The sequence below is a fragment of the Brevundimonas sp. ZS04 genome (assembly GCF_001956865.1).
In the GTDB taxonomy this organism is placed as follows: Bacteria; Pseudomonadota; Alphaproteobacteria; order Caulobacterales; family Caulobacteraceae; genus Brevundimonas; species Brevundimonas diminuta.
In genome coordinates this window covers 220,389-239,665 of the sequence record NZ_MTHE01000002.1, presented here as the reverse complement: position 1 = coordinate 239,665, position 19,277 = coordinate 220,389, and the positions used below count along the sequence as shown (strand labels likewise).

Below are 19,277 nucleotides of genomic sequence, written 5' to 3'. Positions count from 1 at the left end.
ATGACGGACAAGAAGCCCTGGGCCGAGACCCAGTTCGAACGGAACCTGTTCCGCGCGCGCTGGTTGATGGCCCCCTTCTACCTCGGCCTGGTTCTGGCCCTGGTGATGCTGCTCGTCGTCTTCGTGCGGGAGCTGTTCTACTACCTGCCGCAGGCCTTCATCGTCGGCGACGGCCACATGACGTCCGACACCGCCATCCTGGCCATCCTCAGCCTGGTGGACCTGTCGCTGGCGGGCAATCTGCTGCTGATCGTCCTCTATTCCGGCTATGAGAATTTCGTCTCCAAGCTGGATCTGGACGAGAACCACGTGGACCGCCCGCCGTGGATGGGGTCGGTGGATTTCTCGGGCCTGAAGATGAAGCTGATCGCCTCCATCGTGGCGATCTCGGCCATCTATCTGCTCAAGAGCTTCATGAACATCGGCAAGCCGGGTCATCCGCTGGATGAGGCGGCGCTGATGTGGGCGGTGATCATCCATCTGACCTTCATCGCCTCGGGGGTGCTTCTGGCGCTGATGGACTGGATCGCGGCCAAGACCGACAAGCACTGACGGCCCGGCGGATTTCCGGTCTGCATGACGCAGGCTTGATCCGCCGGAACGCTTTAACGGTGCGCGGGCAATCTTCGGTTAACCTTAAAGCCCCAAGGCTGCCGTAAAAGGCAGGGACGGTAGGCCAAGCCCGCGACGACGGGCGGACCGTCCTTAGCCGGGAGCCTTGATTATGCACCGCCGCCAACTGATCCGCACCAGCCTCGGTATCGCCGCCGCCGGCGCCCTGCCCGCCGGCCTCGGCGCTTGCGCCAGCCGCCCGCCCGCCGATCCCAACTATCCGATCGCGTCCGATCAGCGGGCCCAGGCCTACACCTTTGACGAACTGGTCACCGCCGGCTCGCGGGAACTGGGCATCGCCGCCGAGGCTGTAGGCGGCGCCATCGAACGCATCTTCGCCGAACAGGGCGACCGCCCCACCGCCTATATCGCGGGCGAGGAAGGCGCGGGCGCCGTGGTGGCTGGTCTGCGTTACGGCCGCGGAGCCCTGCACATGAAGGATCTGTCGGCCTCGCAGGAGGTGTTCTGGCAGGGCGCCTCCATCGGCTGGGATTGGGGCGGCAACGCCAGCCGGGTGTTCACCCTGGTTTACGGCCTCTACCATCCCGACATGCTCTATCGCCGCTATCCGGGCGTCGAGGGCTCGGCCTATCTGGTCGCCGGCCTGGGCGTGAACTATCAGCGCGCGGACGGCATCGTCCTAGCCCCGATCCGCACCGGCGTCGGCGTGCGTCTGGGCGCCAACGTCGGCACCATGAGCTACAGCCGCCAGCGCAACATCCTGCCTTTCTGACCCTCAGAAACAGACGAAATCACTCTTGGTGACGGTCGCCACCTGGCCTGGGCCGCAGGTGGCGATTGCTTTACGCGCCTGAGCCCGCACGCCTGTGGTTTGCTGAGCCGCCGCTGCGAAGGCGCCGAGGCCCACGGCGCTGCAAGCCAGTATAGCCGCCATATATAGCGGCAAAGTCCGTGACATCTTCATTGCTCGGCGCACCAGTTTAAACGCCTAACCTAACGCAGGTCTTCGAGTTCGTCGCCCCTGATGATCGCTTCCAGTCCCTCACGGTAGGAGGGATAGCGGGGACGCCAGCCCAGTTCGGCCTTGGCGCGGGCGTTGGAGATGCGCTTGGAGTCCAGGTAGAAGCGGCGCATGGCCTCGCTGACCTCGGGGGCGGTCCAGTCGACCTCAGGCGGGCGCGGCAGCTTCAGGCGTTCAGCCGCCCAGGCGGTGACGATGTCGGCGGAGGTCGGCTCGTCGTCGGTCAGGTTGTAGACGCCGCCGGGGCGCGGCCGGTCCATGGAGGCGAACAGGCCCGAGACGACATCGTCCACATGGATGCGGTTGAACACCTGGCCGGGCTTTCTCACTAGGCGGGCGGTTCCGGCGCGCAGGCGGTCGATGACGCTGCGGCCGGGGCCGTAGAAGCCGGGCAGGCGGAAGATTTGCAGCGTCAGCCCCATGCCCTGCGCTCCGTCCAGCCAGTCGCGTTCGACGCGGGCGCGACGGGCGCCTTCCAGCGTGGCGGCGTTCAGCGGATCGCCCTCGAAGGCCCAGCCGCCCGCCCGGTCGCCGTAGACGGCGGTGGAGGAGACATAGCCGATCCAGTCGGGCCAGGCGTCGCCCGCCAGCGGCGTCAGGGCGCGCAGAGCCGGGCAGCCGTGGGCGTCGGGCGGCGTGGTGATCAGCACGGCCTGAGCGGCCGCCAGGGCCGCGCCCAGGGCCTTGGCGTCGGCCGGATCGACCGGCGTGATCCCCTGCCCGGCCAGCGCTTGACGGCTTTCGGGATCGCGCGAGGTGGCGAAGGCCCGGCCGCCGCGCCGCACGGCCTCGCGCGCCGCCGCCTGTCCCAGATAGCCGCCGCCGAACACCAGCAGGGACGAGGCGGCGGCGGGTTCGGTCATCGGGCTTGGGTCTTTCAGGCGGACAGGACGCGGACGGGGGAAGGGGCGGTCGTTTCGGCCTCGTCGCGCAGGGCTTCGGCGCGGCCGGCGTTCCAGGCGGTGACGCAAGGAATCTTGGTCCGGTCGGCGCGGTCGGCGTAGCGGCGGGCGATGTCGGTCACATCGGCCATCAGCCCCTCGGCCAGGGTGATCGGCTTCAGCCCCAGTTCGCGGAACTGGTCATTGGCGACGACCAGTTCGTTCTCGTCGGCCTCCTGACGCGGATTGGCGACGTTGTGGACCTGGGCGCCCGTCATCTCGGCCACCATCTGCGCCAGATCGCGGACGCGGCGGCTCTCGGTCATCTGGTTGAGGATCTTGACCCGGTCGCCGCGCTTGGGCGGGTTTTTCAGCGCCAGCTCGACGCAGCGCACCGTGTCCTGGATGTGGATGAAGGCCCGCGTCTGGCCGCCCGAGCCGTGCACCGTCAGCGGATAGCCAAGCGCGCCCTGCATCAGGAAGCGGTTCAGCACCGTGCCGTAGTCGCCGTCGTAGTCGAAGCGGTTGATCAGGCGCTCGTCCTGCCGGGTCTCCTCGGTCTGGGCGCCCCAGACGATGCCCTGGTGCAGGTCGGTGATCCGCAGGCCGTCGTTCTTGGCGTAGAACTGGAACAGCAGGGCGTCCTGCGTCTTGGTCATGTGATAGATGCTGCCGGGGTTCGGCGGGAACAGGATTTCCTGCTCGGTCGGGCCGTGGTCGGTATCGACCGTGACCTTCAGATAGCCCTCGGGGATGCGCAGGCCCGCCGTGGTGTAGCCGTAGACGCCCATGGTCCCCAGGTGGGCCAGGTGGACGTCGCGGCCGCTCTCGACGATGGCGGCCAGCAGGTGGTTGGTGGCGTTCAGATTGTTGTCGACGGTGTAGAGCTTGTGCCGCGCCGACTTCATCGAATAGGGGGCGGCGCGCTGCTCGGCGAAGTGGACGACGCTGTCGGGCGCCCAGTCGCGGATCAGCGCGACCAGGCGGTCGAACTCCTTGCCGACGGTCAGGTTGACGAAGTCGATGGCGCGGCCCGAGACCTCCTTCCATGCGGCGATGCGCTCGCCCATGGTGCGGATCGGGGTCAGGGAGCGGATCTCCAGCTCATTGTCGATGTTGCGGCGGCTGAGGTTGTCGACGACCAGCACGTCCCAGCCGCGCGCCGAGAGGTGCAGGGCCGTGGGCCAGCCGCAGAAGCCGTCGCCGCCCAGAATCATCACGCGCATCAGTCGAACCTCGTTTTCAGCACTCTAACCTGCCTAGCCGAACGCGCGAGGGGGCGAAAGCGTGGCGCTTGGCTGCGACGAAAGCGACGCAGGGGGGAAAAACAGAGTCCAATTCGTCTGAATCGTCTGAACTCGGAGGGATTGGCCGGGCTGCGCGGGGATAGTGCGGCGGTGGGGCGGTAAGGCGGGCTGAACAGGGGACGCAGAGGGCGGGAACTTGAAATAAAAGAGGTTTTCAAAGCCTGATGTGCAGACGCCGTTCGTCCTTCCCCCCTTGTGGGAGAAGGTGGCAGGCGAAGCCTGACGGATGAGGGGGGCGACGGCGTGTTTGCAAACCTGTCGCTACTGTCCCGCCTCGTTGTCCAAAGGTCGCGCTCACACCCCTCATCCGAGCGCCTTCGGCGCCCACCTTCTCCCACAAGGAGAGAAGGGAGGTTAGAGCAGGCTTTCGATGGCCTTGCGGGCGGCGTCGCCGAGGTCGGGGCGCTTCAGGGCCAGGGCGACGTTGGCGCGCAGCAGGCCGATCTTGTCGCCGCAGTCGTGGGTCACGCCCTCATACTCATAGGCGGTGAAGACTTGCGTCTTCATCAGCCGGTCCATGGCGTCGGTCAGCTGGATCTCGCCGCCGGCGCCGCGCTCCTGCGTCTCCAGCAGGTCGAAGATTTCCGGCTGCAGGATGTAGCGGCCCGAGATCGACATGTTCGACGGCGCCGTGCCCTGGGCGGGCTTTTCGATCATGCCCTTCATGCCGTAGCGGCGGCCGTCGTGGGAAGCGGGGTCGATGATGCCGTATTTATGGGTGTCGGCCTCGGGCACGGCCTCGACGCCGATGACGTTGCCGCCGACCTCGGCGTAGACCTCGGCCAGCTGCTTCAGGGCGCCGGGCTGAGAATCCACGATGACGTCGGGCAGGATGACGGCGAAGGGCTCGTGGCCGATGATGTCGCGGGCGCACCAGACGGCGTGGCCCAGGCCCTTGGGCTGCATCTGGCGGGTGAAGCTCATCTCGCCGGCCTGGGCCAGCTCGGCGTTCATGATCTCCAGGATCTCGGTCTTGCCCTTGGCCAGGAGCTGGGCCTCAAGCTCGATCTGGTGGTCGAAATAGTCCTCGATCGCCTGTTTGGCGCGGCCGGTGACGAAGACGATGTGCTCGATCCCCGCCTCGCGCGCCTCTTCCACGATGTAGGAGAGGATCGGTCGGTCGACGACGTTCAGCAGCTCCTTGGGCGTGGTCTTGGTGCCGGGCAGAACCCGCGTGCCGAGACCGGCCACGGGCAGGACCGCCTTACGCAGGCGGGCGGGGGAGGTCGTCATGGATCGTCCTGATCAGCCTTGGGGGCGCCTGTCATAGGCGTAATTTGTGAAGCTTCCAAACGCCCCCGGGCGGATCGGGTTCGCCTATTCCACCGTCACCGACTTGGCCAGGTTGCGCGGCTGGTCGACGTCGGTGCCCTTCTGGACCGCGGTGTAATAGGCCAGAAGCTGCATCGGCACGGCGTAGACCAGCGGCGCGATCATGGCTGGACAATCCGGCGCATGAACGCGGCTGATGCCGGCTCCGTGCGGGTCGGGCGCCTTTTCCGGGGCGATCATGATGACCGGGCCGCCGCGCGCGGCGATTTCCTGAAGGTTGGAGGCGGTCTTTTCGAACAGGTCGTCCAGCGGGGCCAGCGCCACCGTCGGGGTCGCCTCGTCGATCAGGGCGATGGGGCCGTGCTTCAGCTCGCCCGCCGCATAGCCCTCAGCGTGGATGTAGCTGATCTCCTTCAGCTTCAGCGCGCCTTCCATGGCGAGCGGGAACATCGGGCCGCGGCCCAGGAACAGGACGTCGCGCGCCTTGGCCAGGTCGAGGGTCAGGGCGTGGATGCCCGCGTCCATCTGCAGGGCCTCGGAGATCAGGCGCGGAGCCTCGAACAGGGCCTTGACCAGTTCGGCTTCCTGGGCGGCGTCGATGCGGCCGCGCGCCACGCCCGCCGCGACGGCCAGCGACAAGAGGGCGGCGACCTGGGCGGTGAAGGCCTTGGTCGAGGCGACGCCGATTTCCGGCCCGGCATGGGTCGGCCACAGGACTTCGGCCTCGCGCGCCATGGAGGAGGTGTGGACGTTGACCACGGCGGCGGTCTTCAGCCCCTGCGCCTTGCACCAGGTCAGGCTGGCCAGGGTGTCGGCGGTCTCGCCCGACTGGCTGACGGCGACGGCCAGCGTTCCCTTGCTCACGGAGGGGTGGCGATAGCGGAACTCCGAAGCGATCTCGACGTCGCAGGGCAGGCCCGCATAGCGTTCGAAGGCGTACTTGCCGATCTGGCCGGCGTAGAAGGCGGTGCCGCAGGCGACGATCTGGATGCGTTCGATCGCGGCGAAGTCGACGGCCTGGACCTTGGCCTTGCCGGAGACCAGGTCGAGGTATTCCGACAGGGTGTGCTGGACGCTGTCGGGCTGTTCGTGGATCTCCTTCTCCATGAAGTGGCGGTACTCGCCCTTCTCGACCAGGGCCGAGGAGGCGGAGACCTGAACCACGGCGCGGTCGGCCGGGCGGCCTGAGGCGTCGAACATGTGCGCGCCGGTGCGGGTCACGGCGACGTAGTCGCCTTCTTCCAGATAGGAGATCTTCTGGGTGAAGGGTCCGACGGCCAGGGCGTCCGAGCCCAGGTACATCTCGCCCTCGCCCCAGCCGACGACCAGGGGGCTGCCGCGACGCGCGCCCAGGATCAGCTCGTCCTCGCCCTCGATCAGGACGGCGAGGGCGTAGGCGCCGGTCAGGCGGTCCAAGGTGGCCTTGAAGGCGTCCAGCGGGGCCATCCCCGCCGCCAGTTTGTGATCCAGCAGATGAGCCACGACCTCGGTGTCGGTCTGGCTTTCGAAGACGCGGCCCTCGGCCTCCATCTCGGTCTTCAGCTCGGCGAAATTCTCGATGATGCCGTTGTGGACCAGGCAGACGCGACCGGCCTTGTGCGGGTGGGCGTTGGTCGTGGTCGGGGCGCCGTGGGTGGCCCAGCGGGTGTGGCCGACGCCGACGGTCCCGGCGATCGGACCGGCGGCCAAGACGGCCTCCAGCTCGCGGATCTTGCCCTTGGCGCGACGGCGTTCGACGCCGCCTTCGTTCTGCACGGCGATGCCGGCCGAGTCATAGCCGCGGTACTCCAGCCGCTTCAGGCTGTCGACCAGGCGAGGGACGACGGGGCCGGTTCCGGTGACGCCGATGATGCCGCACATGAGGTCTGCTCCGATCGGATGCGGTCGACGCTTTTTGCGCAGGGCCGCGAAATTGAGGTAAGCGAGAGGGTTCAGCCTCCGCCCTTGATCTCCGCTCTAGGAAATCGCGGGAGCGGCGACATCAAAAAATGGGTTTCGGAAGGTTTCTTTGCAATTCCGGGGCCGCCAGCGAAGGACCGCGCCCTTGGGCGAGAGAAAATACTTCGGCACCGACGGCATTCGCGGCCGGGCCAACACCCATCCGATGACGGCCGAGGTGGCCCTGCGCGTCGGCCTGGCCGCCGGGCGGCTGTTCCGCACCGACGACGACCGGCGCCATCTGGTGGTGATCGGCAAGGACACGCGCCTGTCCGGCTATATGATCGAGCCGGCCCTGGTGGCCGGTCTGGCCTCGGTCGGCATGGACGTGCGGACGTTCGGGCCGCTGCCGACGCCGGGCGTGGCCATGATGACGCGATCGATGCGCGCCGATCTGGGCATCATGATCTCGGCCTCGCACAACGACTATGCGGACAACGGCATCAAGCTGTTCGGACCGGACGGCTACAAGCTGTCGGACGAGATCGAGCTGAAGATCGAGGCCATGATGGACGGGGCCCTGGATCAGGATCTGGCGCCGTCGAACAAGCTGGGCCGGGTCAAACGCATCGACGACGCCCCGCCGCGCTATATCGAGATCGCCAAACAGGCCTTCCCCAAGCGGCTCAGCCTGAAGGGTCTGCGCATCGCCATCGACTGCGCCAACGGCGCCGGCTATCGCGTGGCGCCGACGACCCTCTATGAACTGGGCGCCGAGGTCTTTCCTGTCGGCGTCGAGCCCAACGGTCTGAACATCAACGCCGAATGCGGTTCGACCCACCCCGAGGCCGTGTCCGAGGCGGTGAAGCGCTATCGCTGCGATATCGGCATCGCGCTCGACGGCGACGCCGACCGGGTCATCATCTGCGACGAAAAGGGCCATGTGGTCGACGGCGACCAGATCATGGCCCTGATCGGGCTGGACTGGGCCAAGCGCGGGCGGCTGAACGGCAACGGCGTGGTCGCCACCGTCATGTCCAACCTGGGCCTGGAGCGCCGTCTGAAGGCCGAGGGCCTGACGCTGGAGCGCACCAAGGTCGGCGATCGCTACGTCATGGAGCGGATGCGCGAGGGCGGCTTCAACATCGGCGGCGAACAGTCGGGCCACATCATCCTGAAGGACCACGCCACGACCGGCGACGGCCTGATGGCGGCGCTGCAGGTGCTGGCCGTCCTGGTCGAGGCGGGCGCGCCCATGAGCGAGCTGGCGCGTCAGTTCGAGCCGGTGCCGCAACTGCTGCAGAACGTCCGCTACACCGCCGGCAAGCCGCTGGAGGACGCCAAGGTCAAGGCGGCCATGGCTGAGGCCGAGGCGGCGCTGAACGGCTCGGGCCGCCTGCTGGTCCGGCCGTCGGGCACGGAGAAACTGATCCGCGTCATGGCCGAGGGCGACGACGAGGCCCTGGTCAAGCGCGTGGTCAATGAGGTCGCCGAGGCGGTGAAGGCGGCGGGCTGATCGCCCGCCGCCCGCGCCGTCAGATCGCGGACAGGGCCTGATCCAGATCGGCCCACAGGTCGTCGACGTTCTCGATGCCGACCGACAGGCGCACCAGATTGTCGCCGATGCCGCTGCGGGCCTTGGCTTCGGGCGTGTAGTCCGAATGGGTCATGCTGGAGGGGTGCGAGGCCAGGCTCTCGGCGCCGCCCAGGCTGACGGCCAGCTTGAACAGGCGCAGGGCGTTCAGCATGCGGAAAGCCTCGGCCTCGCCGCCGGGCAGTTCGAGCGAGAAGGTCGAGCCGGAGCCCTTGCACTGGGCCTCGAAGATCGCCTGCTGTTCGGGCGAGGCGTCCGGCCCTCCGGCGGTCAGGACGGCGCTGACGCGGGGATCGGCGCGCAGCCGATCGGCCAGGATCAGGGCGTTGTCCTGCGCCCGCTCCATGCGGATGTGCAGGGTCTCCAGACTGCGCAGCAGCAGCCAGGCGGTGTGGGGGTCGGCGGTCGTGCCGCAGATGGTCCGCATCTCGCCGACGCGGGCCATGATGTCCGCCCCGCCCATGCAGCCGCCGGCGATCAGGTCCGAATGGCCGCCGACGTATTTGGTCAGGGAGTAGAGGACAAGGTCGGCGCCCAGCTCCAGCGGGCTCTGCCACAGGGGGCCGAGGAAGGTGTTGTCGACGGCGACGGCGGGCGGCTCGGCCTGATCCAGCGCCTTGGCGCCGGCGACCGCGCGGGCGATGTCGACCAGTTGGTTCGTCGGGTTGGACGGGGTCTCCAGATAGACGGCGGCCAGGCGCCCGCCCGTCGTCTTCGCCTCGGCGGCGGCGGCGATCATGGCTTTGTCCAGGGCGGCGGCGCCCTCGGCGGCGGGGACGCTGATCGCCTTGACGCCGTAGCGGGGCAGGATGCGGTCGAACAGATATTCGGTGCCGCCATAGGCCGGGGCCGTATAGAGGATGACGTCGCCGGGCCGCACCAGGGCCAGCATGGCGGTCGAGATGGCGGCCATGCCGCTGGAGAAGACCAGGGCCTTGTCGGCCTTGTCCCAGACGGCGAGGCGGTCCTCGAGTATCTCGAGGTTTGGATTGTTGATGCGCGAATAGATCAGGCCCAGGGCCTCGTCCGGGTCGCGCTGGCGCAGGCCGTAGGCGACCTCGAAGAAGCGTTTGCCGTCCTCGGCCGATTTGAAGACGAAGGTCGAGGCCTGGAACAGCGGCGCCTTGATCGCGCCCTCCGACAGGGCCGGATCATAGCCGTAGCCCATCATCAGGGTTTCAGGCGCGAGGGTGCGATCCCCAAGCACGCGGGTGCGGTGACGGTTCATTTTTGTGTTTCCTCTCCTGAGGCGGTGATAGCCGACCCAGGAAAGGCCCGCCAGACGCTAAACCTCGGAGAGGAAGGCGCGGAGCATTGGAAATTCCGACCGCGCCTGACCGGTTGGCTTCAACCGGCGAGAGCGCGGGCCAGGGCCTCGATGCGCTGGCGGATGTCCGGCACGGCGATGGTCTCCCAGAAGGCGGCGCGCGCGGGCGGGCCGAGCACGAACAGGCCGGGGTCGGCGACGCCGTCGGCGTGCAGCACGCGGCCCTCGGCGTCGAGGTCGAGGCCCAGATCGACCGCATCGAGGCGGGCGCGGCCTTCGGCGATCAGGGCGGCGGTCAGGGGCGTGCAGGCGGCGTCGTGGCCGGGACCGGTGCAGTCGATCAACCAGGCGGCGGAGAAGACTTGAACTTCGCCGTTCCGTAGACGGACGGTCAGGTTCGCGGCCTGGCGGTCGGCCGCCATCGCCTGGGCGCGGCCCGCGACGACGGTCAGTCGGTTCTCCGCTTTCAACCTCTCCAGCACGGCGGCGATCTCGGGCGCGATGCGGTGGCGATGAACGTCCCACCAGGGACGCAGATGGCGCAGGAAGCGGCCGCGCTCGGCGATCGTCGCGGCGCCCCACAGCGCGGCGGTGATGGGGCGATAGCCCTCCATGACGCGGCGCCAGCCGTGATCGCGCGCCAGTCGTCGCGCCGAGGCCAGGCGGCGGGACAGGGCGCCGGTCAGCGCCTCGGGCGGCAGGTCGATGGGGGCGTCGTGATGGGCGCCGTGGGCCTGGGGCAGCAGGCCGCGCCGCGACACGACCGTCGCCCGGCCGCGCCAGTTCTGGGCTTGAAGCGCCAGAACGACATCGATCATGGTCAGGCCGGAGCCGAGGATCAGCACGTCGTCGTCGGGGCCGATCGCGGCCAGGGCGTCGGACCGCCACGGGTCGGCGATGCGGCGGGGGCCTTCGCCCGCCACGGCGGGGCGCGGCGGCGGGTTGCCGGTGGCCAGCGCCACAGCGCGGCCGGGGATGCGGGCGCCGTCGGCGAGGAGGACGGTCTCGCCTTCGATGCGGACGCTCTCGCCCTTCACACGACGGATCAGGCCGGGACGGGCGGCCTCGGCCTCGGCCAGGCGAGCCTGCACATAGAGGCCGTAGAGACGGCGGGGCGCAAAGCCTTCGGGATCGGCGAAGGCGGGGGCGTGGAGCGCCAACCAGTCGGTGAAGTCGGCGGGCCGGTCGGGGCGGGCGCTCATCCGCTCGGCGCGGACGTTCAGCCGGTGGTCGTCCAGCGGCGTGGAATAGGCGACGCCGAGGCCGACCTGTTCGCCGCGCTCGATCAGGACCGAGGCTTGGCCCAGTTCGGCCAGGCGCACGGCCAGCATGACGCCGGAGAACCCGCCGCCGACGATGACCACGGGGAGGGAGGCGGCGGCGTCGTTCATGGAATCAAGCATCGTCCACGACGCCGCCGCCGGTCAAACCGGAATCAGATTTCCTGGTTGAAGGCGCCGATTTCCGGGTGGGCGGCCAGGCGCGGCTTCACTTCCTTGCGGAAGAGGTCGCGCATGTCGTCGGCGGAGCGCATGCTCTCGACCACCACGACCAGTTCGGGCTTGTTGGAGGAGGCGCGGACCAGCACCCAGGAGCCGTCCTCCAGGTGGACGCGCACGCCGTTGACGGTGATGGCTTCGACGATCTTGCGACCGAGGATTTCGCCGCCGGAGGCCGCCAGTTCCTCGTATTCCTTCACGATCCTGGCCAGGACGTCGTACTTCAGCTCGTCGTCGCAGTGCGGCGACATGGTCAGGCTGGTCCAGGCGTCGGGCAGGGCGGACTTCAGTTCCGACAGCGACTTGCCGGGGTTGCGGTCCAGCATGGCCAGGACGGCGCCCGCCGCCACCAGACCGTCGTCATAGCCGTGGCCCAGGTCGCCCGACAGGAAGAAATGGCCCGACTTCTCGAACCCGGCCAGGGCGCCCAGTTCGGCGGTCTTGCGCTTGATGTAGGAGTGCCCGGTCTTCCAGTAGACGGTGGTCGCGCCGTTGGCCTTGAGCACTTCGTCGGTCTTGTAGAGGCCGGTCGACTTCACATCGACGACGAATGTCGCGTTCGGATGGATGGCCGACAGGTCGCGGGCCAGCATCAGGCCGATCTTGTCGGCGAAGATCTCTTCGCCCGTGTCGTCGACCACGCCGCAGCGGTCGCCGTCGCCGTCGAAGCCCAGGGCCAGGTCGGCGCCCGTTTCCTTCACCTTGGCCGCCATCTGCACCAGCATGGCGTGATCTTCCGGGTTCGGATTGTATTTGGGGAAGGTGTAGTCGAGGTCGGTGTCCATCTCGATCACTTCGGCGCCCATCAGGCGCAGAACCTCGGGCGCGAAGGCCCCGGCCGTGCCGTTGCCGCAGGCGGCCACGACCTTCAGCGGACGGGACAGCTTCACCTTGGAGGCCACGTCCTTGATGTAGGTGTCGCGGAAGCCCTCGACGCGCGCCAGACGGCCGCCGGGACGGGCGACGCCCTGACCGTTCAGGACGATCTCCTTCAGGCGGCCCATCTCGTCGGGGCCGAAGGTCAGGGGGGCCTGGGCGCCCATCTTCACGCCGGTCCAGCCGTTCTCATTGTGGCTGGCCGTGACCATGGCGACGCAGGGGCAGTCCAGCGCGAACTGGGCGTAATAGGCCATCGGCGACAGGGCCAGGCCGATATCCAGAACCTCCATGCCGCCTTCCAGCAGGCCCAGGATCAGCGCCTGCTTCACCGACAGGGAATAGCCGCGGAAGTCGTGGCCCACGGCGATCTTCGGCGTCTGGCCGATCTCGTGGACATAGGTGGCCAGGCCCAGACCCAGGGCCTGGATGCCCAGCAGGTTGATCTCTTTTTCCAGAATCCAGCGGGCGTCATACTCGCGAAAGCCGGTCGGCTTGACCAGGGGCAGGGTTTCATATTCCGCAGTGTTGGGGCGGATGTCCTGACGGGGCTTTTGCATAAGTCTTCCTAGATGGGCCGCTGGGGAGAGCGGGGACCGCAGTGCGATCTCGGCCTATAGCCTCCCGCTGCTCGAGAGGCCACAACGCGCGACCCTTGTTATCGCTGCGGTCGAGGCGGCTGTATTCTCTGACGTGCGGCGAAACCTTGACCGCCCCCGCGTCGGGGGCCTAGCGAGAAACCCAGATACGGATGCTCCCGGAGACCCTGATGACCCGCCTGATCCTGCTGCGCCACGGCCAGAGCCAATGGAACCTGGAAAACCGCTTCACCGGCTGGGTCGACGTCGACCTGACGGCCGAGGGCGAGGCCCAGGCCCGGCGCGGCGGCGAGCTGATCGCCGAGGCGGGTTTCAAGCCTGCGGTCATGTTCACCTCGGTGCTGAAGCGGGCCAAGCGCACCGGCGCCCTGGCGCTGGATTCGGCTGGACTGAAGGATGTGCCGGTGATCGAGGACTGGCGCCTGAACGAGCGCCACTACGGGGGGCTGACCGGACTGGACAAGGTCGAGACGGCGGCCAAGCACGGCGAGGACCAGGTCAAGGTCTGGCGCCGCAGCTATGACGTGCCGCCGCCGCCGCTGGCGCCGGGCGGCGAGTTCGATTTCGACGCGGATCCTCGCTACGCCGGCAAGGAAATCCCGGACACCGAGAGCCTGAAGACCACGCTGGACCGGGTGCAGCCCTATTGGGACGCCGAGATCGCGCCGCGCCTGAAGGCGGGCGAGGACGTGCTGATCGCCGCCCACGGCAACTCCCTGCGCGCCATCGTCAAACTGTTGTTCGCCGTGCCGGACGACAAGATCGTCGACGTCGAGATCCCCACCGGCAACCCGCTGGAGATCGACCTGGACGCCGACCTGAAGCCGGTCGCCGCCCGCTATCTGGACGAGGGGCGGGCGCAGGCCTTGCCGCAAATCGCGTGAGCGGGCCGGCGCAAGACGCCGTCTTCATGCGGCGGGCCATCGATCTGGCCCTCAGCCGCATGGGCGAGACCTGGCCCAATCCGGCGGTGGGCTGCGTCCTGGTCAAGGACGGGGTCGTGCTGGCCGAGGCGGCGACGGCGCCGGGCGGGCGTCCTCATGCCGAGGAGCAGGCCGTGCCCGAGGCGGGCGAGGCCGTGAAGGGCGCGACCGCCTATGTGACGCTGGAGCCGTGCGGCGCCCGCTCGTCGGGCCGCAAGTCCTGCGCCCACTTCCTGGCCGAGGCCGGGGTCGAGCGGGTGGTGATCGCCGCGCTTGATCCCTCGCCCTTCGCTTCGGGTCGGGGCACGGAGCGGCTGCGCCAGTCGGGCCTGACGGTCGAGACGGGCCTGTTGTGCGAAGAGGCCTCGGTGCTGAGCGAAGGCTTCCTGCACCGGCTGGAGACGGGCCGCCCGATGGTGCGCGTCAGCCTCGACGGGGCGGGTTTCGACGGCCGCTTCGCCGCCTCGCCGCGCGCCGATCTGACGACCGAGCTGAACCGGCTGGGCGAGGCGGGCTACACCCGCCTGTGGACCCAGGAAGGCGAGCTGGCCGAGGCCCTGCGCGAGCAAGGCCTGCTGACGGAGTAGGGCGAGGCTCCGGCGAGCGGAAACGCCGCGAAAACGGTTGTTTCCGCAAAGCTTCCTTAATCCGCCGTAAGCCATGATCGGCGTCATGAGCGAGGCCGCAGAACCTGTCCGCAGAACGCTGACCCAGGAAGAGGTCGACGCCGTCTGCCTGAAGCACGACCGCCTGTGGCAGGCGCGGCCGGGCGGGGCGCGGGCGGTCTTCGCGTGGATGGACCTGTCGGGCGTGTCCTTGCGCGGCCGCAATCTGGCCGACGCCGACTTCACCGCCGCCTGCCTGATCGGCTGCGACCTGACGGGCGCCAAACTGGACAACGCCAACTTCTTCGGCGCGGACATGCAGGACGTGACCCTGGTCGACGCCAGCATGCGCCGGGCCGATCTGCGCGGGGCCTGCCTGCGCGGCGCGGACCTGTCGGGGGCCGACCTGTTCGAGGCCGACCTGCGCGAGGGCACCATCGCCGCCAAGGACGCCAAGCTGGGCTTCCGCGTGGTCGAGGCGCGCAAACGCGCCGACACCCAGGCGCAGGGCGCCGTGCTGGCGGGCGCCAATCTGCAACGCTCGCGAATGACCGGCGTCGTCGCCGTGGCCGCCGACTTCACCGACGCCATCATGAAGGACTGCAAGCTGGTCCGGGCCAATCTGAAGCAGGCCAGCTTCCGCGGCGCCGATCTGGCCGGGGCGGACCTGTCGGGCGCCGACCTGTCGGGTGCGGACCTCAGCGACGCCATCCTGGTGGGGGTCAAGGCCGCCATGTGGCGGACCGACGGGGCCAATATGGACGGCGCCCTGGTGGACAACCGCCCGGCGGGCGAGCCGGTCAGCCAGATGCCCGCCGCCGAGATGCTGCGCGACCACGCCCAATGGTGCGAGACGGGCGGGGCTGAGGGCCAGCCCTCGGTGTTCGACGGGGTCGACCTGCGGCCGCTGGTTTCTATTCGCGGGCTGAACCTGACGGCGCTGTCGGCCAAGGGGGCGGTCTTCTACGGCCTGGACATGGAGGGGGTGCAGCTTCAGGGCGCGCAACTGGAGGGTGCGGACCTGCGCTCGGCCAATCTGCGCCGGGCCGACCTGCGCGGCGCGCGGCTGACGCGGGCGCGGCTGAACGGGTCGGACCTGCGCGAGGCCCAACTGGGGCCGTTGATGCTGGCGGCGGATCGACTGCTGCCCGCCGATCTGACCGGGGCGATCCTGCGCGGCGCCGACCTCACGGGGGCCGACCTGCGCCGGGCCGTGATGGTCGACGCCGATCTGAGCCGGGCGACCCTGCACGGCGCCCAGACCAAGCAGGCCGACTTCACCGGCGCCCAGACGAGCGGCGCGCGCGGGCTGGACCCGGCGGACCTGCACGCAGCCTAGGGAAGGCGCACGAAAAAGGGGCGACGCGAACGCCGCCCCTTCGACTTTTCAGTCAGGCGTGAGGCCTTTAGGCCGCCTTCTTGGCCTTGGTCTCGACCTGGTCCTCGATCAGGGACGAGCCGGTGGCGATCTCGATGCTGCGGGGCTTGAGGGCCTCAGGCAGTTCGCGTTTCAGCTCGACGGTCAGCAGGCCGTTGGCCAGGGCCGCGCCCTTGACCACCACATAGTCGGCCAGCTGGAAGCGGCGCTCGAAGTCGCGCTCGGCCAGGCCGCGATGCAGGAAGGTGCGCTGGCCGTCGTCGTTGGCGGCCTTCTTGCCGGTGACGGTCAGAAGGTTCTCCTTCGCCTCGATGTTCAGTTCATCGGCCGAGAAACCGGCGACGGCGATCTCGATGCGATAGGCGTCCTCGCCGGTCGTCTCGATGTTGTAGGGAGGCCAGCCGTTTTCCTGGCTGGAGCGCGCGGCGCTTTCCAACTGACGAACCAGACGGTCGAAACCGACGGCGGAACGGTACAGCGGCGAGAAATCATAGGTACGCATGGGTCATCCTTCTGACATTCAGCAAGGTTGAGCCGCCCGGCGATTTGGCCCCGGACGACGGAGGGTTTCAGTCCCGGCGGTCCGTAATCGGCCCCGTCAGGTCTGGAGAGCCCGGGATCGGCGCTCTCGGATGAAGAGGTAGGAGGCCGTTTTCCGAGCGCAAGGGGCGCGCGAAATCGTCGCTTTCGGCCTCTGCGCCTTGCCGTGGCCGCGAAGCGCCGTAAGGGTTTACCCTTCCTCGTCCAGGATCGACCGGAGCCCGCCATGCGAACCTTCGTCCTCAGCGCCGTCGCGGCGTGTCTGCTCGCCTCGCCCGCCCTCGCCCAGTCGGGCCCGCCGGACGCTGCGCCGCTGCCGCACCGCCAGGGCCTGTCGATGGAGATGCCGAGCTTTTCAGAGGATGCGGCGCTTCAGGCGGCCGTAGCCGCGACGACCCGGCCCGAGGCCGACCGCGCCCGCGACGGCGAGCGTCATCCGTTCGAGACCCTGACCTTCTGGGGCCTGCAGCCCGGCCTGACGGTGGTGGAGATCGAGCCGGGCCGCGCCGGCTGGTGGCGCAACATCCTTGAGCCCTATGCGGCGGCGACCGGCGGGCGCTACGTCCCGGTCAATCGCCCGACCGAGGGCATGGGCGTCGCCGACGGGACGGCGGACATGGTCGTGGTGGCCCGCGCCTTCCACAACTGGTCGCGCGACGGCCGGGTCGAGCCCTATCTGGCGGCCTTCTTCACGGCGCTGAAGCCCGGCGGCGTGCTGGCGGTCGAGCAGCACCGCGCGGCCGAGGGGCTGAACGTGACGGAGACGGCGCCGACGGGCTACGTCCCCGAGAGCTGGCTCATCCACGCGGCCCGCCGCGCCGGCTTTGAACTGGAGGCTCGCAGCGAGCTGAACGCCAATGCCAAGGACGACCGCGACCACCCGTTCGGAGTGTGGACGCTGAAGCCCACGCGCACCTCGGAGCGCGACGGCCGGGCCCTGACGGCGGATGAGCGGGCGGCGCTGGACGCCATCGGCGAGAGCGACCGGATGACCCTGCGTTTCCGCAAGCCCAACGCGGCGGACTGACGGCCCGATGACAATGCAGTGCGTGGTTTTGACGCTGGCGCAGAAGCGCCTTAAGCCCCAAGCGAAGACACCCGGCGGCGAGAGGAAGCGCGCATGACAGAACGATCGACGCGGCGATCCGTCCTGACCGGCGCCAGCGCCCTGGCCCTGGTCGCGCCCCTGTTCGGCCTGGCCGCCTGCGGACGCAAGGAGGAGGCGCCGGCGCCCGCCGCGCCCGAAGCGCCCAAGGGTCCGCCGGAAGGCTCGCTGGAATGGGCGGTCGCCGGGGCCTGGCGTCCGGCGGATGACAAGGCGCGCGATGTCTGGCGCCACCCGGTCGAGACCCTGCGGTTCTTCGGCCTGCAGCCGAAGATGACGGTGGTCGACTTCTGGCCCGGCAGCGGCTGGTACGCCGAAATCCTGGCCCCCTATCTGAACAAGGGCGGCGGCAGCCTCTATCTGGCGGGCTTCGTCGAGGGGCCGAACGCCGATCCGGCCCAGGTGGCCATCAACAACGCCCTGAAGGCCCGCATCCTGGCCGACAAGAAGCTGTACGGCCCGGTGCAGTTCACCGCCTTCGGTCCCGGCTCGCCGCCGGTGGCCCCGGCGGGGACGGCCGACATGGTGCTGTTCATGCGCTACATCCAGGCCTGGATGGCGGCGGGGATCGCCGAAAAGGCCTTCGCCGACGCCTTCACGGCCCTGCGTCCCGGCGGCATCCTGGGCATCGAGCAGCATCGCCTTCAGCCGGACGAGGATCAGGATCCGGCCGCCGCCAACGGCTATGTGCAGGAGGCCTTCGTCAAGCAGCTGGCCCAGGAGGCCGGCTTCATCTTCGTCGAGGCGTCCGAGATCAACGCCAATCCGGCCGACACCAAGGACCATCCGTTCGGCGTCGAGACCCTCCCGCCGCGCCGCCTGACGGCGCCCCTGGGTCAGCCCGCCGATCCCGAGTTCGATCGGGCCAAGTATGACGCCATCGGCGAAAGCGACCGCATGACGCTGAAGTTCAGGAAGCCCGAGTGAGCCGCACCGCCGCCTTCGCCGCCCATGCGCCCCTGATGGGAGTGCCCGGCGCCGCCAGTCCGCCGGGAGGCGAGGGCGACTGGTTCCGCGGAGCCGGCGGCCTGCGCCTGCGCGCCGGGTTCTGGACGCCCTCGACCTTGCAGGCCAAAACGCCGCGCGGGACGGTGGTGCTGAGCCCCGGCCGCACCGAGCCGATCGAGAAGTATTTCGAACTGATCGGCAACTTCCTGGCGCGCGGCTTCTGCGTCCTGGCGCATGACTGGCGCGGGCAAGGGCTGTCGGCGCGGCTGCTGCCGGACCGCCTGCGCGGCCACGCCCGCGCGGTCGAGGAGTTCCTCGACGACTACGCCCGCCTGCTGGACGCCTATGAGGCGCGCGCGCCCAAGCCGTGGATCATGGTCGGCCACTCGATGGGCGGCGCCCTGAACCTGCTGACGCTGGAAGGCGACGAGACCCGCTTCGCCGGGGCCGTTCTGTCCAGTCCCATGCTGCGCATCAAGACCGGCAAGCGGTCGATGTGGACGGTCAAGCTGGCGGTGCGCTGGGCCCTGCGTCACGGCAAGGCAGGGGACTATGTGCTGGACGACCCGGACGATCCCTTCGACCACACCTTCGAGAAGGACGGCCTGACCTCGGACCAAGCGCGCTACGATCTGTGGCGACAGCAGCTCTACGCCTGCCCGCACCTGGCCATCGGCGGCCCGACCTGGGGCTGGCTGGCCTTCGCCCTGGACGCGGGCGAGCGGGCGCTGAAGCCGCGCGCGCTCAAGAGCGTGAAGATCCCGGTCTGCGTGGTTCAGGCGGCCGAGGACGACAAGGTGTGGAAACAGACCAACCGCTGGGCGGCCCGCCGCATGGGCCGCGGCCGCTATGTCGAGGTGCCGACGGCCAAGCATGAGGTCATCATGGAGGTCGACGACCTGCGCGGCGTCTTCCTGCACGAGTTCGACGCCCTGGCCGACTATGTGGCGCCGGGCGCCGCCGCGCCTTCGACCTCTCCGGCCGCGCGGACCGCCGAACCGGCCTGATCGC

At 69.1% G+C, this 19,277-nt stretch carries 17 protein-coding genes; 9 read left to right on the top strand and 8 right to left on the bottom strand.

The features are described 5' to 3' along the window. The gene (locus tag BJP32_RS04255; RefSeq protein ID WP_003166428.1) at positions 1-552 is read left to right on the top strand and encodes a TIGR00645 family protein; all 552 of its coding nucleotides are present in this window, start codon (positions 1-3) and stop codon (positions 550-552) included. A 172-nt stretch (positions 553-724) separates the two neighbouring features. Continuing rightward, entirely contained in the window at positions 725-1,345 is a 621-nt protein-coding gene (locus tag BJP32_RS04250) for a DUF1134 domain-containing protein (RefSeq protein WP_003166427.1), read from the top strand. A 221-nt stretch (positions 1,346-1,566) separates the two neighbouring features. Here the strand turns inward: BJP32_RS04250 and BJP32_RS04245 are convergent, their stop codons facing one another. The 4 genes from BJP32_RS04245 to glmS form a co-directional block, all read right to left on the bottom strand. Beyond that, positions 1,567-2,457 carry an epimerase gene (locus BJP32_RS04245; protein ID WP_046652581.1) on the bottom strand — a complete coding sequence of 297 codons (891 nt, stop codon included), beginning with the start codon at positions 2,455-2,457 and terminating at the stop codon, positions 1,567-1,569. A gap of 14 nt (positions 2,458-2,471) precedes the next feature. Next, positions 2,472-3,701 carry an NAD-dependent epimerase/dehydratase family protein gene (locus BJP32_RS04240; RefSeq protein WP_046652579.1) on the bottom strand — a complete coding sequence of 410 codons (1,230 nt, stop codon included), beginning with the start codon at positions 3,699-3,701 and terminating at the stop codon, positions 2,472-2,474. Between the two features lie 435 nt (positions 3,702-4,136). Then, a complete protein-coding gene (galU, locus tag BJP32_RS04235) occupies positions 4,137-5,015 on the bottom strand; it encodes a UTP--glucose-1-phosphate uridylyltransferase GalU (RefSeq protein ID WP_046652577.1) in 879 nt (292 codons plus the stop codon). A gap of 84 nt (positions 5,016-5,099) precedes the next feature. Continuing rightward, the gene (gene glmS / locus BJP32_RS04230) at positions 5,100-6,914 is read right to left on the bottom strand and encodes a glutamine--fructose-6-phosphate transaminase (isomerizing) (protein ID WP_076223061.1); all 1,815 of its coding nucleotides are present in this window, start codon (positions 6,912-6,914) and stop codon (positions 5,100-5,102) included. 184 nt (positions 6,915-7,098) lie between these two features. On the opposite strand from glmS, the gene glmM reads away from it, so the two are divergent. Next, positions 7,099-8,448: a phosphoglucosamine mutase gene (gene glmM, locus BJP32_RS04225; protein ID WP_076223059.1), complete on the top strand. Its 1,350-nt coding sequence runs from the start codon at positions 7,099-7,101 to the stop codon at positions 8,446-8,448. A 19-nt stretch (positions 8,449-8,467) separates the two neighbouring features. Here the strand turns inward: glmM and BJP32_RS04220 are convergent, their stop codons facing one another. The 3 genes from BJP32_RS04220 to BJP32_RS04210 form a co-directional block, all read right to left on the bottom strand. After that, a complete protein-coding gene (locus BJP32_RS04220) occupies positions 8,468-9,754 on the bottom strand; it encodes a cystathionine gamma-synthase family protein (RefSeq protein ID WP_076223057.1) in 1,287 nt (428 codons plus the stop codon). Positions 9,755-9,873: 119 nt separating this feature from the next. Continuing rightward, on the bottom strand, positions 9,874-11,184 hold the full coding sequence (locus tag BJP32_RS04215) for an FAD/NAD(P)-binding protein (protein WP_076223132.1): 1,311 nt from the start codon (positions 11,182-11,184) through the stop codon (positions 9,874-9,876). A 44-nt stretch (positions 11,185-11,228) separates the two neighbouring features. Beyond that, positions 11,229-12,728 (bottom strand): phosphomannomutase/phosphoglucomutase, encoded by a 1,500-nt coding sequence (locus tag BJP32_RS04210; protein ID WP_046652573.1) that lies wholly within the window; start codon positions 12,726-12,728, stop codon positions 11,229-11,231. Positions 12,729-12,937: 209 nt separating this feature from the next. Between BJP32_RS04210 and gpmA the strand changes: the two genes are divergently transcribed. The 3 genes from gpmA (at position 12,938) to BJP32_RS04195 (ending at position 15,634) form a co-directional block, all read left to right on the top strand. Further along, complete coding sequence (gene gpmA / locus BJP32_RS04205) at positions 12,938-13,651, top strand: 2,3-diphosphoglycerate-dependent phosphoglycerate mutase (RefSeq protein WP_046652843.1); 714 nt, start codon at positions 12,938-12,940, stop codon at positions 13,649-13,651. Continuing rightward, entirely contained in the window at positions 13,648-14,277 is a 630-nt protein-coding gene (locus BJP32_RS04200; RefSeq protein ID WP_052747991.1) for a bifunctional diaminohydroxyphosphoribosylaminopyrimidine deaminase/5-amino-6-(5-phosphoribosylamino)uracil reductase RibD, read from the top strand. Before gpmA ends, BJP32_RS04200 begins: the two co-directional genes overlap by 4 nt. 85 nt (positions 14,278-14,362) lie before the next feature. After that, positions 14,363-15,634, top strand: coding sequence for a pentapeptide repeat-containing protein (locus tag BJP32_RS04195; RefSeq protein ID WP_076223131.1), 1,272 nt, complete (start codon positions 14,363-14,365; stop codon positions 15,632-15,634). A 67-nt stretch (positions 15,635-15,701) separates the two neighbouring features. Here BJP32_RS04195 and BJP32_RS04190 read toward each other — a convergent pair whose 3' ends face one another. After that, a complete protein-coding gene (locus BJP32_RS04190; protein WP_046652571.1) occupies positions 15,702-16,175 on the bottom strand; it encodes an Hsp20 family protein in 474 nt (157 codons plus the stop codon). A gap of 264 nt (positions 16,176-16,439) precedes the next feature. Here BJP32_RS04190 and BJP32_RS04185 point away from each other — a divergent pair, with 264 nt between their 5' ends. From BJP32_RS04185 to BJP32_RS04175, 3 genes are all read left to right on the top strand, one after another. Next, on the top strand, positions 16,440-17,240 hold the full coding sequence (locus tag BJP32_RS04185) for a class I SAM-dependent methyltransferase (protein WP_076223055.1): 801 nt from the start codon (positions 16,440-16,442) through the stop codon (positions 17,238-17,240). Positions 17,241-17,333: 93 nt separating this feature from the next. Next, positions 17,334-18,245, top strand: coding sequence for a class I SAM-dependent methyltransferase (locus BJP32_RS04180; protein ID WP_076223053.1), 912 nt, complete (start codon positions 17,334-17,336; stop codon positions 18,243-18,245). Continuing rightward, positions 18,242-19,273 carry an alpha/beta fold hydrolase gene (locus BJP32_RS04175; RefSeq protein WP_083673869.1) on the top strand — a complete coding sequence of 344 codons (1,032 nt, stop codon included), beginning with the start codon at positions 18,242-18,244 and terminating at the stop codon, positions 19,271-19,273. The genes BJP32_RS04180 and BJP32_RS04175 overlap by 4 nt, the downstream gene beginning before the upstream one ends. The last annotated feature ends 4 nt before the right edge of the window (positions 19,274-19,277 follow it).

Excerpts from the sequence above, each read along its gene's own strand:
- BJP32_RS04210 (WP_046652573.1), bottom strand. The coding sequence starts at position 12,728 with ATGCAAAAGCCCCGTCAGGACATCCGCCCCAACACTGCGGAATATGAA.
- BJP32_RS04185 (WP_076223055.1), top strand. The coding sequence starts at position 16,440 with ATGCGAACCTTCGTCCTCAGCGCCGTCGCGGCGTGTCTGCTCGCCTCG.
- BJP32_RS04250 (WP_003166427.1), top strand. The coding sequence starts at position 725 with ATGCACCGCCGCCAACTGATCCGCACCAGCCTCGGTATCGCCGCCGCC.
- BJP32_RS04215 (WP_076223132.1), bottom strand. The coding sequence starts at position 11,184 with ATGAACGACGCCGCCGCCTCCCTCCCCGTGGTCATCGTCGGCGGCGGG.
- gpmA (WP_046652843.1), top strand. The coding sequence starts at position 12,938 with ATGACCCGCCTGATCCTGCTGCGCCACGGCCAGAGCCAATGGAACCTG.
- glmS (WP_076223061.1), bottom strand. The coding sequence starts at position 6,914 with ATGTGCGGCATCATCGGCGTCACCGGAACCGGCCCCGTCGTCCCTCGC.
- BJP32_RS04190 (WP_046652571.1), bottom strand. The coding sequence starts at position 16,175 with ATGCGTACCTATGATTTCTCGCCGCTGTACCGTTCCGCCGTCGGTTTC.
- BJP32_RS04180 (WP_076223053.1), top strand. The coding sequence starts at position 17,334 with ATGACAGAACGATCGACGCGGCGATCCGTCCTGACCGGCGCCAGCGCC.
- BJP32_RS04220 (WP_076223057.1), bottom strand. The coding sequence starts at position 9,754 with ATGAACCGTCACCGCACCCGCGTGCTTGGGGATCGCACCCTCGCGCCT.
- BJP32_RS04245 (WP_046652581.1), bottom strand. The coding sequence starts at position 2,457 with ATGACCGAACCCGCCGCCGCCTCGTCCCTGCTGGTGTTCGGCGGCGGC.
- BJP32_RS04240 (WP_046652579.1), bottom strand. The coding sequence starts at position 3,701 with ATGCGCGTGATGATTCTGGGCGGCGACGGCTTCTGCGGCTGGCCCACG.
- galU (WP_046652577.1), bottom strand. The coding sequence starts at position 5,015 with ATGACGACCTCCCCCGCCCGCCTGCGTAAGGCGGTCCTGCCCGTGGCC.
- BJP32_RS04195 (WP_076223131.1), top strand. The coding sequence starts at position 14,363 with ATGAGCGAGGCCGCAGAACCTGTCCGCAGAACGCTGACCCAGGAAGAG.
- BJP32_RS04255 (WP_003166428.1), top strand. The coding sequence starts at position 1 with ATGACGGACAAGAAGCCCTGGGCCGAGACCCAGTTCGAACGGAACCTG.